The organism is Pantoea sp. BJ2 (assembly GCF_040255075.1).
Taxonomy (GTDB): domain Bacteria; phylum Pseudomonadota; class Gammaproteobacteria; order Enterobacterales; family Enterobacteriaceae; genus Pantoea; species Pantoea leporis.
Genome location: NZ_CP158294.1, coordinates 18,042 through 34,138, shown reverse-complemented (window position 1 = coordinate 34,138; position 16,097 = coordinate 18,042). Strand labels below are relative to the sequence as shown.

7 protein-coding genes, 1 tRNA gene and 2 pseudogenes are annotated in these 16,097 nt (G+C 41.6%); 3 read left to right on the top strand and 7 right to left on the bottom strand.

What is annotated here, in order from left to right:
- Positions 1–451: 451 nt before the first annotated feature.
- Both AAF463_RS23550 and AAF463_RS23545 read left to right on the top strand, forming a co-directional pair.
- On the top strand, positions 452–850 hold the full coding sequence (locus AAF463_RS23550; protein ID WP_350262664.1) for an H-NS family nucleoid-associated regulatory protein: 399 nt from the start codon (positions 452–454) through the stop codon (positions 848–850).
- A 2,456-nt stretch (positions 851–3,306) separates the two neighbouring features.
- On the top strand, positions 3,307–4,527 hold the full coding sequence (locus AAF463_RS23545) for an anthrax toxin-like adenylyl cyclase domain-containing protein (protein WP_350262663.1): 1,221 nt from the start codon (positions 3,307–3,309) through the stop codon (positions 4,525–4,527).
- A 456-nt stretch (positions 4,528–4,983) separates the two neighbouring features.
- On the opposite strand, the gene AAF463_RS23540 is transcribed toward AAF463_RS23545, so the two are convergent.
- From AAF463_RS23540 to AAF463_RS23525, 4 genes and pseudogenes are all read right to left on the bottom strand, one after another.
- On the bottom strand, positions 4,984–5,409 hold the full coding sequence (locus AAF463_RS23540) for a hypothetical protein (protein WP_350262662.1): 426 nt from the start codon (positions 5,407–5,409) through the stop codon (positions 4,984–4,986).
- 287 nt (positions 5,410–5,696) lie between these two features.
- Positions 5,697–7,547 carry a hypothetical protein gene (locus AAF463_RS23535; protein ID WP_350262661.1) on the bottom strand — a complete coding sequence of 617 codons (1,851 nt, stop codon included), beginning with the start codon at positions 7,545–7,547 and terminating at the stop codon, positions 5,697–5,699.
- A 1,324-nt stretch (positions 7,548–8,871) separates the two neighbouring features.
- Positions 8,872–9,063 carry a hypothetical protein gene (locus AAF463_RS23530; protein ID WP_350262660.1) on the bottom strand — a complete coding sequence of 64 codons (192 nt, stop codon included), beginning with the start codon at positions 9,061–9,063 and terminating at the stop codon, positions 8,872–8,874.
- A 609-nt stretch (positions 9,064–9,672) separates the two neighbouring features.
- Positions 9,673–10,656, bottom strand: a pseudogene (locus AAF463_RS23525) (IS3 family transposase); the annotation flags it as partial.
- 69 nt (positions 10,657–10,725) lie between these two features.
- On the opposite strand from AAF463_RS23525, the gene AAF463_RS23520 reads away from it, so the two are divergent.
- The gene (locus AAF463_RS23520; protein ID WP_350262659.1) at positions 10,726–11,748 is read left to right on the top strand and encodes an IS110 family transposase; all 1,023 of its coding nucleotides are present in this window, start codon (positions 10,726–10,728) and stop codon (positions 11,746–11,748) included.
- Positions 11,749–11,967: 219 nt separating this feature from the next.
- Here AAF463_RS23520 and AAF463_RS23515 read toward each other — a convergent pair.
- From AAF463_RS23515 to AAF463_RS23505, 3 genes and pseudogenes are all read right to left on the bottom strand, one after another.
- Positions 11,968–12,084 (bottom strand): annotated as a pseudogene (locus AAF463_RS23515) (transposase); the annotation flags it as partial.
- 834 nt (positions 12,085–12,918) lie between these two features.
- Positions 12,919–12,994 (bottom strand) — tRNA-Ile (locus tag AAF463_RS23510).
- Between the two features lie 382 nt (positions 12,995–13,376).
- A complete protein-coding gene (locus AAF463_RS23505) occupies positions 13,377–15,488 on the bottom strand; it encodes an EAL domain-containing protein (protein ID WP_350262658.1) in 2,112 nt (703 codons plus the stop codon).
- Positions 15,489–16,097 lie beyond the last annotated feature (609 nt).

Sequence of the window (16,097 nt, the reverse complement as noted above, 5' to 3'; positions counted from 1 at the left end):
ATCAAAACAGTTAGATATGGCGTTTATAAACTTAGTTGCGCTAAGAAAAATCGAGTAAGATAACTTCCCGGGTGGCAAGGTGGGGTGTTAAGCTCACATATTAACTCCTCAGTCTAATCCTTAAAAAGGATCCAGGATTAAGATCCTAAAGGATCCTACAAAAATCTTGATGGCTTATCTTGAGTATTGTAAGGCAGTCTTAAGAAAGATCTAATTTATACGGCGTTAAAATATATTACCTCCGGGTGCCTTAAGTACCCTTAGATAGGGGTAAAGTTACATTTTTAGTCTGAAGTAAAAAATAATTATAATTCGGGGGTGTTTTCGCCACCGTTAATATGATGTAATTATGTGGTGACAGGGTTGAACATCTGCTCAACGCTAACTAATATTCTATAATGTATGGTCCGCTAAACAAAACATGTTAAGCAACGAATACCAGGAGATTTACATGAGTGATTCACTTAAGGCTTTAAACAATATTCGCACTCTTCGTGCTCAGGCACGCGAGATTGCACTGCCTGAACTGGAAGAGATGCTGGAAAAACTCACTGTAGTGATAAGTGAGCGTCGTGAAGAAAGTAGTGCAAATGAAGCCGCAGAGCGTGAACGTGCAGAAAAACTGGCTAAATACCGCGAATTGCTTGAGCAAGATGGTATCGATCCAAATGAACTACTAGGCAAAATTCAGCCTGCTGGCAAGCCGCGTGCAAAACGAGCGCCACGCCCTGCTAAATATAAATACACTGAAAACGGACAGGAAAAACACTGGACTGGCCAGGGACGTACTCCCGCGATTATCAAAGCTGCGCTTGATAGTGGTAAAACACTTGAAGATTTTCTGATCTGATTAACATTTACTTTAGATAAATGATAGAGAAGTCGGCAGACTTCCGGGATGTGGGCATAGCAGCCCACTTCTGAAAAATGATTATTTAATGTTCTTTTGCAAGAGTTTCTGTCGCCTTGCTAATGTATTTTTTATAAGCAATTTCCTTGAATCGCTTAAAAGCCTGCTGTTTTGCTCCCCTACCCATAACAACAGTAACAGGCCTAAATTAACTCTCTGGCCTTAATGATTATCATTCCTTTCAGTAAGGAACCATCACATATTTTTAACTACAATCGTGCTTGTATTGCCTTTACGGCAGCAACTTTTATCAAAGTTTGAATTTGTGTACCTTGCACTATGATAGCCGTGGAGATTCAGTATTCTATAAAAAATACTTTAAGTAATATTGCATACAAGAATATTAGCTAGCACAGACTCCATTCACTCACTTTATCATCTAGAATTTAATTCATTAATACTCTTGTTTTAAACGGTATCCAACTGCAACTTATTGCACGAGCGACAGTCAATAGGTTTTGTACAACTCATGGATAAAATCGATTACATCCGACGATGTTAAGGCATCACCTATACCCTCAGCATTCGCCATTCTGAAACCCGCTAACTGTAATGAAATTACTACGTTCCCCTCCTGAGTGATTAACTTGCATGCCTTGCCGGCAATTTCGACTCAATCTGTCAAAGGTATGGCACATTTTCTGAATCGCTTAGTTCAAACCCATCTCAACTCCACTCTCGATTCTGAGGGCAGGCAGGATTATGAAACCTGTTAAAACAGTCAAAATAGCCGCAACAAATGTAAATTTTCATCCAAGAATACCGTTTATGTATTTTTAGAGACTATAGATAACAGTTTCAGCGTAGTTTTACTTGTCCGTTGGTGAGATTAGCGACGATCTTTCTTGATGAATTGAATTACATGAGCCCATCGCAAATCTGTGTTAAGGCTTTCAATGCTAGGTTGATACTGAATCACTTAACCTCGCAAGCAAAAACAGATAACGGTATGTTTGATCGATTAATGATGCTAAACGGAACACCATGTATGAAGCATAATTGTTGCATTATTCATGGTGTTGCAGGATATCCTGAGCATTGCTTGTGAATAATTAAGATGGTCTTGGGGAACGGTAAATCTGTTGGGGGGAACCGCTATGTTGCAAACACCACGCTACAATATTGCGCATACCTCTGCAGATGTTTTCATCCTGGAACAGCCTCTGTTCCGGCCTACAGCTTAACCTGCATTATGAGAAGGGCATTTATTATTACTTCTCAATGAAACCGATCACCTGTAAGGCGCGCAGTTAAAGCGCAACAACCGCCATGATTAATAATGACGCCTCACCCGGATGCCCGTTTAGATATTTGTTAAGTTGCCAACCAAGACATGCCCGACGGAGTAAAAGTGCTGAAGGCTAAAAGATGATAGCCCATCCCGCTCGGCCCCGGAGATATCATTGTATTCATAGCGATACGGTGAGGAAAATTTTAATGTCGTTATCAGCGCACTGAAATTATTCAGCCTGCTGCCGGGCGTTTAACTTATCCGCAGCCCTCTGGCATGAGGTTAAGGAGGGTGGAATACATCATTATGGAGATCCGCAGCAGTATTTAGTGCACCACTACCAGCAGTGCGCTTCATCCCTTGAGTATATTTCTGTATTTGCGCAATCGTTTTGAAATAATGTCTTTTTTTGCTTTGCCGCGACAGTTACTGATAGACCCGCTAAGCAATAATCTTAGCGACCAGGCAGTCTGAAAGCGGTATAAAATATGGATATCACATACTATCAGCATCGTAAATGCCGCCAAAGAACACGTAAGAGGTCATCAGTACTCCCTTCTGCTGATGATCCTTACAGACTTTAAGGTACTAACGTATGAGCAGTCTGACTTCGCCCAGTGTGCGACGAATATATCTACCTGTATTACCAACCTCGCCGATATTGTGATTCATGATGCTAGGTCATGACCCACAGAAGGCAGGAACAGGTTTAATGCGGCAACACCGTGTTGCGCTTTTGCAAATGACTACCCCTAAGATGCTATTAAAAGTTATATGAAAAAAAGTAATAACTTTTAATAAACCAAAATGGTCAGAACCAGGTCATTAATAGTGATTAAATTAGCCAATCCCTTACTAACCCCCCTACCATTAGAAATGGGTATATAGGGTGAGAACCCTTTAATTGTAAAGTTATATTATATCATTTTTGTATCAATATTTGAATATTCCCATTCCTGTAGTCTGTTAGCGACAAAGGCACAAAGTCTCAATCAACCTTGATCATATAAAATAGGGAGAAGTAATAAATAGCAGTATAAACAAAAAAAACTGCCTGATAAGCTTTCACTTTAGGTCTTAGCCTGCGGCAAAAAAAATTAAAGGCAAGCGAAAATATAATTGCCTGCCGTTAGAATAATTTTTATTAAAACACTGGGTAAACATCATGATATCTAAAATTCATTCTAATCTTCCTGAGTGGGTATCTAAATCAGAAAGTCGTATTTTAACTAGAATCAAAATACCTGTAATTAAAACCACAAATACGTTTTATACTGCAGAACCTGTTATGAAAAAGGAGAATTATAGTCTTGGGCAAGTCCGGCAAAAACCATTTGATATAACATTGTGTACATCGCGTTTAGAAAGAAACAACACAATTGAGCCTTCAGCTTCAAACTGGGATAAATTCACCTTGACAACCAAAGATGTAATATTGTTTGGAGAAGCAATTTCTTCATCGGCGATAAACCAGAATGTCATAATAGGGATAAGAGACCCAAATAAGCATGGTTTTTTTTATCTTGAAAACGGTAATCCTGCCAAAAATTTTCTTACAAAAGTCAAAACAAGTGATAGCGGACCCACTGCTGGTTTGTTAGCTGTAAAAGCTGAGTATTCAAAGGTTGCTGCTGAAAAAATGGGTGTTCAGCATCATTACATTCAAGAAGCAATAAATGCCGGTGCAACTGCAATTGATTTGGTTTTAACGAAAGACAGAATCAATACTCTTGAAAAAGAAGGGTTGATTAAATTTTCTGAGACTAATGATTTGGCTACAAAGCACATATCAAAGCTAACGGAGAGCAACTTTCGGATTTTGACTGCCAGGTATCCCTCAGGAGAAAGATCTTTTTTGATAGATCAAAGTGGTAAAGTTCACGATACAGAGATGCAACCTGTAAAAGTGTTGACCAACGTACCTGCCGGGAATGGATCTAAAAACCAGCACTTACCAGCTACAACAGATTATGATTTATTTAGCATAATGCCCCCTATAAACCGAAGTGATAATTATCGTAGAGTATCTGTACCACCAAGAGCAACTTCTGATAAATTCAACCTTAATTTCTTAAAATCAAAAAGTTTATATGGCGAAGAAGAAGACCCGCTGAAGGGAAATACATCTTTCTTTTTGGAAAAGAGCATAGATAAAGTAAATAAAGAAATATTCAAAGCAGGTCACGTTGGCGGTGATATTATTCTTCATAGTAATGAAACCGCTAACCCGCACAGCCCAGGATATGTACCTGGCGAAAAAGTTTATTTTTTCCTCCCCGACGGTTATGTTTTGTGCATAGAAACTAAAGAAAAAATGATAGAATTTTATTCGGAAGTTGAGAAGCAAGGATATAAACCAGAGTATAGCCCGCGATTTGGTTTCTAACTAATAAAGAATGTTTGAGCATAAAAGCGTTGTGGTAAGAGGTCAAGTTTTTGTAAAATACATTCAGCGATTCTTAGTATTATAATCGTTATTAATGAAAACGGATGAAATCCGCTTTCACTACGATTAATGCTGATACGTATATCATTGATTGCATTGAAGAGACTTACACGAAGCATACTTACCATGACGTTTTATTAAAACTGAGTCGAGTTAAATAAGATGCTAGTCACGATTATGATTTTTTTGGAGTTTATCCCTAAAGTCCTCAGGTCATACAGTCATATGGATAACAGGCTCATCACCTTGAACTCGTATTCTCTTGATTAATATTAAGTCAATCCTTAACATTAAAATGACCAAAGTGCTATTGATAACTGTCAGTCATAAGTTGAACAAACTAGTGATTATGAGTGTGACCGATGGAAATTTAGTTAACATTGCTTCAACGCGTGGTTACGTAGATCCTGCCTGATTCAAAGAATCTAACTTTTGTAACAAAGCTGGTTCGTCAAATTCGTGATGCGAAGAAATACTCAGGTAGGTTAGCTGCATTTTATTAGCTTTGATCAAATGTTGCAGGCTTTCAGATCGAGCTTTCTTTTCATGAGAAAAGAATTTTAGTTCCGGGTCCCATTCTAACATGAGGCTATCATTCCTTTCTTTCGATGAGGAACAAAATATAAATCGCATAATAATATATCTTACGTCATTAGCTGGAAGTTTATTTACAATAACTGAAATATGCTCCCCCATCAAAAAGGCACTTTCACTGACGAATATGTCTGATATTTGATCGTATTTAATTATTATCGCTTTATATCTGAAAAGAAAAAAAGTTGCCATTTGAGCTTCAAGCTTAGATGATAGTATAGATTTCATTTTTTTACCTCTGAATACTGATGTTAAAATCATCAAATGATGAACAATATTCGAAAATAAAAATTCATTTTACTTAACCACGCTTAATTAAGATATCCGGCAGGCATTCCATAGAGAGCACCGAATAAGCCCATAATATATTCCAAACTCAAATTTCTCACGCGCTATTTAAATTAATTCTGATGACATTTTCCCAAACAGCTTTAAACATAGGAATATAAATGCAAATTTCGACTTACATTAAGTAACTGAGGGCCGCGCAAAAATAATGCCCAGCCCAGCTTTCACTATTTTTCCGGATTTTCAGCATCAAGTAATTCGATGCTGCGAGCAGTACCGTTCACTATAACTTTGAGAAAATGGCGACGCTTCCACTTACCCGGCTGGTACTCAACATCCTTGTTAAAATATGGGCCATACATTAACAACTCTTTGTTATCGTTATAGCCAAAACCAACCTCGTCATTTCCGACCCAATGTTGCTCAAATGCTACCGTTTTTGCTGTATCGAGACGTTTGCTCTCTTCAGCATTGCATGCAGTGTAACTTTTGCGGAATATGAAGCATAGCCCTGCCTGATAACGATCTTTACCATTAGTCTCAACCAAAGCAATAGCAAATCCTGTATAAGCAGCAAGTTTAACATAAAGTTTTGTCCTTGCTCCCTGACCTTCAATATGAACTTTTACTATTGGGCTTGAGCCCTCTCCAAACCAGCTTCCGATAGTATCTGCAGCATCACGCGCCTGAAGATATATATGGGCAACACCTTCAGGAGTTCTACTACTATGGCCAATCTGGGTATCACCTTGTGATAAAAATTGTGCTGTGCCCAAAATCCTCACATGTATCTGAGTAGAAGACGCGGAGAAATTAAATTCCCCTACATAAAACCATTGGTCTTCGTTTTTACGATTGTCCATATGGTGCTGTGAAGTAATGAAATCATAATTAAGTGACCCTCCAATTATCGCTCCCCAATCTGATAACTCAAGCACCCCTCGATCACCTTCAGCAAGAAGGGTCCAAGGCTCAATGCCTTCTTTGCTATAATCGAAGCCCGCGCTTTGGTTATGGATACTTTTTTGAATAATTGTTGCGCGGCAATATCCCAGCTTAAGTGGGTTTTTGGTTGATTCAATAGCCAGCCCTTCAATCACCCATTGTCCATTGGTTAAATCGCCAGCATAATCAGAATGTTCAATCCAGCCATTTCTGATAAAGGATTGTGTACAACGGGGTAAATCCAAAACAGGCTTACCCGTGCTTTGCTGAAGGTTGAAGTTTGAGAGTTCAATAGCGGTAGAGTGATCCCATGCTCCTTCAACCCTGTCGGACCAGCGGGCATACACAATACTGTCCTGACAACCTCTTGAATAGAATTGATCAATTTTACAATCAAGTGTGTCTATCAAATCTAAACTTCGGCCTCCGAGGTACCGAAATTCCATGCTACTGACACGAAGGAACTGACCACCTATGATGGTGTTAGCATAAAAACCAACTTTGTTGAATGAAGTTCCACCATCTCCGCCACTATCAGAACTCATACCCTTCACTACAAAGCCTGAAATCTCAACATATCGGGCTTGTACCTTAAAAAAGTGTAATCCACGAGGTTGAGTGCCCCAGTTAAAAAGTAAAGTAGTAGTTGGAAAATAACCAAAATTTACGGATGCGCCCGTGACTTTAAATCGGTTAATCTCTTTATCAGAAATATCGAAAGTCGACATGCTGAACACACCAGCAGTAAATCTAATCCCTGCTGAAGGCAATACACGTTGTGACCACTCAAACATGCGCTTCACAGCCGCAATACAATCCGTTTTTCCATCTGCAACTGCACCAAAATCCAAAACCGTGACAGAGTTGTAGTCCAGAACAACGCGTTTCCAGCGTTTTTTTCCAGCAGTGACAAAGATTATGCCACCGTCATCAACTGAACCAGTATCGGTCGCGTCGTAAACGAAAACACCGCCCCCCATTTTAGTGCCCTTCGTATATTCAAGCACTGATGCAATTTCGCCTGGAGTTGTTGGCTCCGTGGCTCTTAATGACGCAATATCTTTGAGTTGTATCACGCTCCCAGCTACCGCTGAAATAGAGTTTTCGCTGGCCTTACCTAATTCACTGGACATAATTATCACCTTATAAGTAAAGTAAAAATTTAATTCTATGATAAATATAAGCCATGATAAAAAGGGTTTTGACAATTCTAATTTTTGGAAACACGGATAAAAATCAAAGCAATCACGCCCCAAACTCCTACCAACCCCCTGAAACTACAGAAATAACACTCGACACCTTTTACATAGTTAATGGAAAAATGCGGAACTTCAGAAAAACTCACATTTCACTTGATTACTAACAATAGCAAGCTCTTTTGCTAATTTAAGATGCTTGCATTATTTTATAAACCCTAATAAATAGGCCTTGCTTTTTAATTTGAACTGAACATCAGCCTTATCTCTGGGGCATTTTTTTGCTATTTTCAAACTTCTTAAATAAAAGGGATCGATAGGCTCTGCTGAATTTTTTGGTATTTTTGATTATATCAGATATAAAAATCATCTCACTCCATACAGATAACAGCGAGGAACGCAGCACAGGCTGGGTCTTGGCGCCGGCAGTATTCTTACCGTACTCGCTGGAACGCCCGGGTCAGCGTATTGGCATGCATATACTTCCAGCCACTTAAGTCAGTCAATAACAGAATAATATCTGGATGGTCAAAGCGCTTAATGGAAAAAGAAGTTTTCAAAAAAATCCATCGTTGTCACTTATATTAACGGTATTCTGCTTAGCTTAAATAGCGTAAATTCACATTTCTTCTGGCCCGGGATGCAGGAATACTCAGCGTATGAAGATTAACTGTGAGCAAGTCAATGCTACAAGTCATGTCCGACAGTTCGTTGTTAAAAAAACCAAAAAAAGGTGTGTGGGCAATCCAATCATATCCACTTTGAAAATCCAGTTAATTTGTATAAAATGAACCAGATATCATTGCGTGTTTTTCCAAGGGTTAAAATTCTGCAAACTAAGTTTAGCCTGAACTCACCCGTGCGTTGAGTTTGAATAAAAAGGCTTTCGCGGCCCATAGACAATAGCGGTTCAAGTCATTGGGAGGAAACCTCTGTCCTGTTCAACGATTATTGAACGCAAATAAAACGTGTGAAGCATGCGAATGCTAATGCAATTTTAAGACTCGGAACTCTGTTATTAATATCGAAGAAAGCCGGATTAGCATATGCAATCGCCACATTACGAAACTCTGTCATCTCTTTCCGGGCAGCTCTACGGCTACCTAAAAGAGCCGGGTCACGATTCAGGTTAATAATGCGAATTGCCTCCCTGACCTTTATGAAGCATGACCCGTGAGGCCAAGAATGGGCACTACTTGTCCGGTGGTCAGGAAGTGCAAATAGTCGTCAGGCTTATCATCCTCGGGTTTTAACCGCTGGTTTACATTATAATCACCCGCGCCGTTATCCTTGAATATGCCACACCGACCCCCTGCTTCCAGGTATCACCACACGATCCAAACAAATTGCGCCATTCAAATGTCAGTGCCGAAAATCTGCTTCTGGGCCTGAAGTGCTCAACATGCTTTCGGTTAAGCCTGCACTCGTAGTAGGCACAAAATTCCCCCTCCATATCCAGCAAATGTTGCTGATAGTGGCCAGTTCAGCATCTCCCCATCGATCGTGCCCTGCCGTATATCGGGAAAGCTGCGCGGGTCCTTCCGTACGGGTTAATTGTTCAATTTCTGACCTTTCTTAGTACGCTTTGCCTCACTGATTCTGGCTTTCATGCGTTGAAGGCGGATCACGCTTTCTACTTTTTTAAGCTCTGAGCTGTCAGGGCCAAAGTGGTCTTTGATTTTGTCATAAATTGTGCGAGCAGCTCGCTGAGGCTTTCGCTCTCGCTTGCAACCAGCAGCTCGAAATCCTCTAACCAGTGTGCTTCTTCGACATCTGGCAGAATGGAGAAGACTTTCAAAACCTGTTCAAGTATCTACGCATTTTCACTTCCAAGGGTCTGAATAGGTGGAAGCTCTAGATACGATTACCCGGTTTCTCTGTTTTTTCTGTTTTCTCTGTTTTCTCTGAAAACTCTGATACACCATTTCTCAGCGGTTGAGAGAATAACGGGGCTGTGGGTTGTTGACCTGCTCCCCGTTGATTATTACACCCCGATGTTAGTAATGTCTTCATATGACCCTGACCCCGAATATGATCCAGGCATAATCAGGAATAACCGGTTTCAGGTTGGTTGCTTATTCTGGCAACCGGCAGATTTTTCGGCGAATTCGGATGGAGTCACCCAGCGCAAAATGAGGACGACTCTGGTTATAGTGTATGCGGCAGGCCTCTATTTTGCATCGCGCATCCTCCAGAGACATGAACCCGTTCTCGTTCAGGCACTCCTGCCGCAGCCTGCCGTTGAACGACTCTACCGTGGCATTATCCGTGGGCGTGCCTGGCCGTGAGAAGTCAATCGGGATATCACGTTCGTACACACATTTATCCAGCATTTTTCCGGCAAATTCAGAGCCATTGTCTGTTTCCAGTCGTTGCGGTAACGGACGTCTCAACGCGATGCTGTCCAGCATTTCAGCCACTTCTGAAGAGCGCAGGTTCTGGCCTACGCAGATCCCCAGACACTCACGCGTATAGAGACCGATTACCGTCAGCAGGCGGAGCCGGCGACCGTCAAACAACGCATCGGAGACAAAATCCATCCCCCATACGCGATGGGGATACAGCCCCTGCGGCTGTGGCTGACGTTTCAGCGCAGATTTATTGCGGCGGGGGCGTTTTAGCCGGAGCGATAACCCCTGCTCGCGGTAGAGCCGGTAGATGCGCTTGTAGTTATCGCGCCAGCCTTCCCGCTTCAGCATGACGTGGACCCTGCGGTAGCCATAGTGGACGCGGGTTTCGGTTATCTCCCTGATGCGCAGTCGCAGCGCGCTGTCGTCTGCCGCAACGGCGCTGTACCGGAACGAACTGCGGCTGACCTGCAGCGCAAAGCAGACCTGTCTCTCACTGGCACAGTAGCGGGTCTGTAAGTCCCTGACCCATTCGCGCAGGCCTGCCAGCGTCAGCTCTTTTTTGCCAGCACGTCCTGCAGCATGGCCTTGTCGAGGCTCAGATCGGCAACCCGCTTCTTCAGGCGAACGTTTTCCTCTTCGAGTTGCCGCATATGTTTCAGCTCTGAAGGAGAAATCCCACCGTACTTATTGCGCCAGGTAATGGGATGGACTACCTCTTCCCTCTGCGCTTAACTGAACATAATTCATCCAGCAGGAGTGTGACTATGAACATCGCATTTATGGGCATCGACCTGGCAAAAAATGTTTTCCAACTTTGCGGACTGAATCAGGCAGGCAAGCCGATTTATACCCGGCGTGTTGAGCGAAAAATTTTACTTCAGACGCTGGTCAATATACCCGCCTGCCTGATTGGTATTGAAGCATGTACGGGAGCATTTTACTGGCAAAGGGAATTTGAAAAACTGGGTCATAAAGTGAAAATCATCAGTCCCCAGTATGTTAAGCCTTTTATTCGCGGACAAAAAAACGATGGCAATGATGCACAGGCAATCGCGGTGGCACTGATGCAACCAACAATGCAATTTGTCCCCCCGAAAAGCCCGGAACAGCAGGATATACAGGCGTTACATCGGGCCAGACAACGTATAGTTAATCACCGTACTGCAACAATCTGCCAGATACGAGGGCTTTTACTTGATCGCGGCATCTCAATTGGTACGGCGATGTCCAGAGCCCGCCGTGCTGTTCCATTAATACTTGAAGATGGTGAAAATGGATTAAGCATAAGAATGCGAAAGACAATTGCTGAACTTTATGAGCTTTTCATAGATCTTGAGAAACGGATCAATTTTTTTGATAAGGAGATCGAAACTGTGTTCAGGCAATCAGCAGAATGTCAGCGCATAGCCAAAGTTAAAGGGATCGGCCCGAAAACGGCTACAGCTGTTGTTGCTGCGATCGGTAATGGTCAGGAATTTAAAAACGGCCGTCATTTTGCGGCATGGCTTGGACTTGTCCCGCGGCAGCATTCGAGCGGAGACAGACAGGTGCTGATGAACATCACTAAGAAAGGCGATAAACATTTAAGAACACTTTTAATTCACGGAGCCCGCGCAGTTGTCCGGGTAGCAACAAATAACAATGATGGTTCTCTAAACCAATGGGTTAATCAGTTAAAAGAACGACGGGGTTTCAATAAGACTACTGTCGCGGTGGCAAACAAAAACGCCCGGATTATCTGGTCGATCCTACGGCATGAAACTGAATATCAACCCGCATTGAATTAAGGCTTACCTGATGAAAGTTGCAGCGTACTGAAAATGGTAACAGGTTGCACCTGCACAGTCGGAACCTGATTTTTATACTGGTCCCTGAGACCGTCCAAGTGTTGAGGCGACTGTGTGCGGATTTCCCATTTGGGCACAGGCATATTCCTGATGCCGGATAGATGTTAGCAACAACCTAAACCTGACCCAGTGCTTGCAAAACAGAGGTAGTCCATAGATGTAAAACGTGGCGTCGGAGACGCCCAGCTTGCGGCAGACTTCCGGCACGGACGTACCCAGCTCAGCCTGCTTCAGGGCAAAGACAATCTGCTCTTCGGTGAATCGTGACTTTTTCATCGGCACAACCTCCGCTCAGGGGAGGTATCATCATGCCGGAATTCTGTTTCTGAATGGAGCAGGATTTAGGGTCAGGGTCAGCGCTTCAGCAGAAACACGGTGAAGCTGGAATGCACAATGCACGACAACGATCGTTAGTTGGCAAGAAACCATGAGCATTAGTAGGTAACGCAGTTGAACCACTACTTCCAAATTTTGCAGAGACAGAACCACCTAAAAACGGATCTGTGAGAATAAAGCAATACATATATGGACGCATGTCGGCCAACGACTCGTTCGGACAGGGTTGCGATGTGCTGAACTGGCTGTTGAGCTGGGAACTGTTCAGCAGATGCACGACCGAGCGGCTGGCTGTTACGGTATGCAGCTAAAGCAGCTATTGTAATCAGACTGGTTCATCCTTCATGACTGGCGACTTAGTATGAAATGTGCAGGAAATTGTAACCTAGGTCTGGAGTAATACATGACGTTGTTGGACAAGAGCACTGCGCCCACCGTCCCTGCAGCAGACTCGTACGATCATTAGGCGCAGCACCCTTGCCTGTGCCATTCTGGACAGGGTGATGCTCTACGCCTTTCAATGAGAATTGATGCATAAAAGTCAGTCTCAGGGTGACATAAATTGAACATTAGTGGATATATTCGTTAGCTCACAAAGAAGTTATGCGTTCAGGTTATCGCCGAATGACCGTTAAACTTTTCCAGAATACGCAGCGAGTATCAGGGGAAACCTTAAAAGTTGATATCATGCGGGGTACAGAAAGTAGCAATTGCATTCACATTAAAAAAACGCCTTTCTGAATTCGCTTTTTGTATGCTGTTAATGACTATATTTGGTGGCCCCTGCTGGGTTTGAACCAGCGACCAGACGATTATGAGTCGCCTGCTCTAACCACTGAGCTAAGGGGCCGTTGAAAGAGGTGGTGTTAAAAATAATAACGAGCGACTACTAAAAAAGAAAATAAATTATTTCAGCCTCCAAAAAACAGTTGCTATCTTGTGGCTTTCAGGTGGTGAAAAATCACTCTCGCATGCAATTATAGGCGTTAATAAAATCAAATCCTGATGAAAAATTGATTTCTTCTAAAAAAAGACACTTTCTCAAAAAAAATCATAGATATGTTAACATACGACAATCACAAACATCAAATAAATAAGAAAGATTAATCAATATATTCAATTTTTTTAACTGTGGCGCCTATTGGTGGTATAAACGAATAAAAAGTAAATGATAGTATTCAATTATCATGTATGACTATCCCATCCAAAGTAGCAGCTTGCTCACTTCAAAATCAAGCCGTGTTTAGCATTTTGACACTAGTTTCTCTCATAAAAAGTAAATCTATTTCTGATGAGTGCAATGCCTTAGCGAAATAATGACCTTGCAACACATTACAACCCAGCTGAGAAAATAACACTCGCTGTTCTTCCGTCTCAATACCTTCAGCTGCGATGGTCATATTCATTTGCTTACCTATAGTAATGAATGTATTTAGCATTTCAGCGTGGTTCTCTTTTATCCATTCACTTCTTACAAAATCTCTGTTAAGTTTAAGTTCGCTGACTGGAATATTCTGTAAATGTAAAATGTCCGATATGCAGTTCCCGTAATCATTCAGAGAGATGTTTACTTGCAAAGCATTTAATTTTTTTAGAATACAGGAGCTTCTGGTTATGTCTTTTAAAACTGCGGAGCTGTTAATTTCAAATGTCAGCCGATTGGGAGAGATGTTATGCTTATACAAGGCTTTTTTAATATCTTCGATTAGCTGGAAATTATAGAATTGCAGTTCAGATAAGTTTATAGACAACTTCAGTTCAGAAGAATTCTGTGAGTTCCATTCATTCAATTTCTTGCATGATTCATCTAAAACCCATCTACCAATTGATAAAATTAAAGCCGTTTTTTCTGCCAGACGCATAAAAGTGTCAGGAGGCATCACTCCTCTTCTGGGGTGTGCCCATCTTAACAGGGCCTCAAAGGCAACAATTTTGCCATTCAGTGCATCAACTTGAGGTTGGTACCAAACCTCAAGTTGCCCCTTATCCAGGGCATGTGTCAGCTCCTGAAGCAACACTGGCTGAGAATGTTCAGAATTATGATGTTTTTCATCATAAATCATCCATCCATCACGCCCTTGCTCTTTAACACTGTACATAGCGCAATCAGCTGTAAATTTCAGCTCATGTGCATTTTTCCCATGTTCTGGATAAACACTAATTCCTGTGCTCAATGAAACCCTTAGCATATATTCTTTATATTTAAAGGGCATCCTTATCAATCCTGTTAATTTTTCTGCCAGCCGTTTTACTTTTATTAAAGAATCCTCATTATAGAATAACACAAATTCATCCCCTCCAAGTCTGGCAACTATTAAGTCATCATTCATTTCAGATTTGAATCTTTTAGCGACCTCTTTTAAAAGGAAATCACCAACATGATGCCCCCAGGCATCATTAATAAGTTTAAATCCATCTAAGTCCATATACATCAACGAAAATTTTTTTCCCGTGGTTTCCGCCAGCTGGATTGCCTCTTTTAGTTTTCTGTCAAAAAAATCTCTGTTTGGTAGTTCTGTTAGTGAATCATAAAGAGCGCATCGTTCCAGACTCTCATTCATCTCTTTAAGCAGAATATTTGATTTTAAGGCTTTACGCTGCGCATCTAACATGGATACAAAAAGCATCCCTCCTAAAATCAGTAGTGTCGTAGTGGTTACCCATACTGATAAACCTGCGATACTAATTCCATGTTGAACTGGAACGACAACCTGGTGGAAGTGTGCTGCGCCCATACCTGTATAGTGCATCGCAGCAATTGCTCCACCCATTATGGTGGCTGCAGCCATTCTGTAAAAGATAACATTTTCAGTTTCTATACGTAAGTAAAAAGTAAGCCACATTGCAACAGCTGACGAGGCAATCGCGATAAATATAGACAGTGCAACCATCCATAAATTCCAGCTTATTTCAGGGTAAATCATTGTTGCCGCCATACCTAAGTAATGCATCACGACAACGCCACCGCCAAGTAAAAACGAAGAGCCTACTAATTTTAATTTAGTTAATACATCACCGGATACCGCCAGATTCAAAGATAGAATAGATGAAATTACTGCTAATACGAGGGATAAAGATGTTTTCTTAACATCATAAACAATCAGCACTGGAAATTTCATTGCCAGCATGCCAATAAAATGCATAGACCAAATACCAATCCCCATTGTTGTCCCGCCAGCGATACGCCAGAAAATGAGACCTCTTCGATCTGAAGAGGAAACTTTCCCTGCTGTTTCAAGAGCAATAAAGGCAGCGATAAACGCCACAATAACAGAAAGAATGATCAGCCAGTAATCCCATTCAAACTGCAGGGGGAAGCGGTCAGACATCGCATGCTCAGACATAACGGCTCCAATAAGTAAAATTAATTGAAATAATTTTACTGCAAACGTTTCCACAAGCGCTAGGCAAAGACGTGCTCCCCTGCGCCTTTGCAACTTAATTTATAATGCATTCAAATTTACGGAATTAACCCTTATACATTTGAGTTAAAGCCTTTTATATAATTTTTTTTAACGTTATTCGGCAGTAGGTTATACCGCTTGCTCCGTAAGGTATGAATTATCGACGAATTTAACCTTTCCTTAGCAAACAATGTTAACCCTCAGGCCTGACACACCATCCCCTTGATTTAAAAGAACAAAGATTTCAGTTACAAGTGCCTTCTTACGCTTGACATGTCACGATCAGGATTCTTATGGATTCGCCCTAGGTATCCAGAGGCGTTTTGCGTCGCATCAACAAATCAGGGAAGAGGTGACTGGAGAATTTAGGCTGGCGACGGCAATCCTGGGCAGGCTGCGGCATCAATCAACCTCGGTGAAAATCAGGGATGACTAATACGGTCAGAAAATCAAACGGAAGACTGTAACGATACCCAATTGAGTAAAACGATGTATAAACGCGCAAGGCTGGCTAAAAGTGTTGAAAGAGGTTGCTGCTAAACGTTGTTG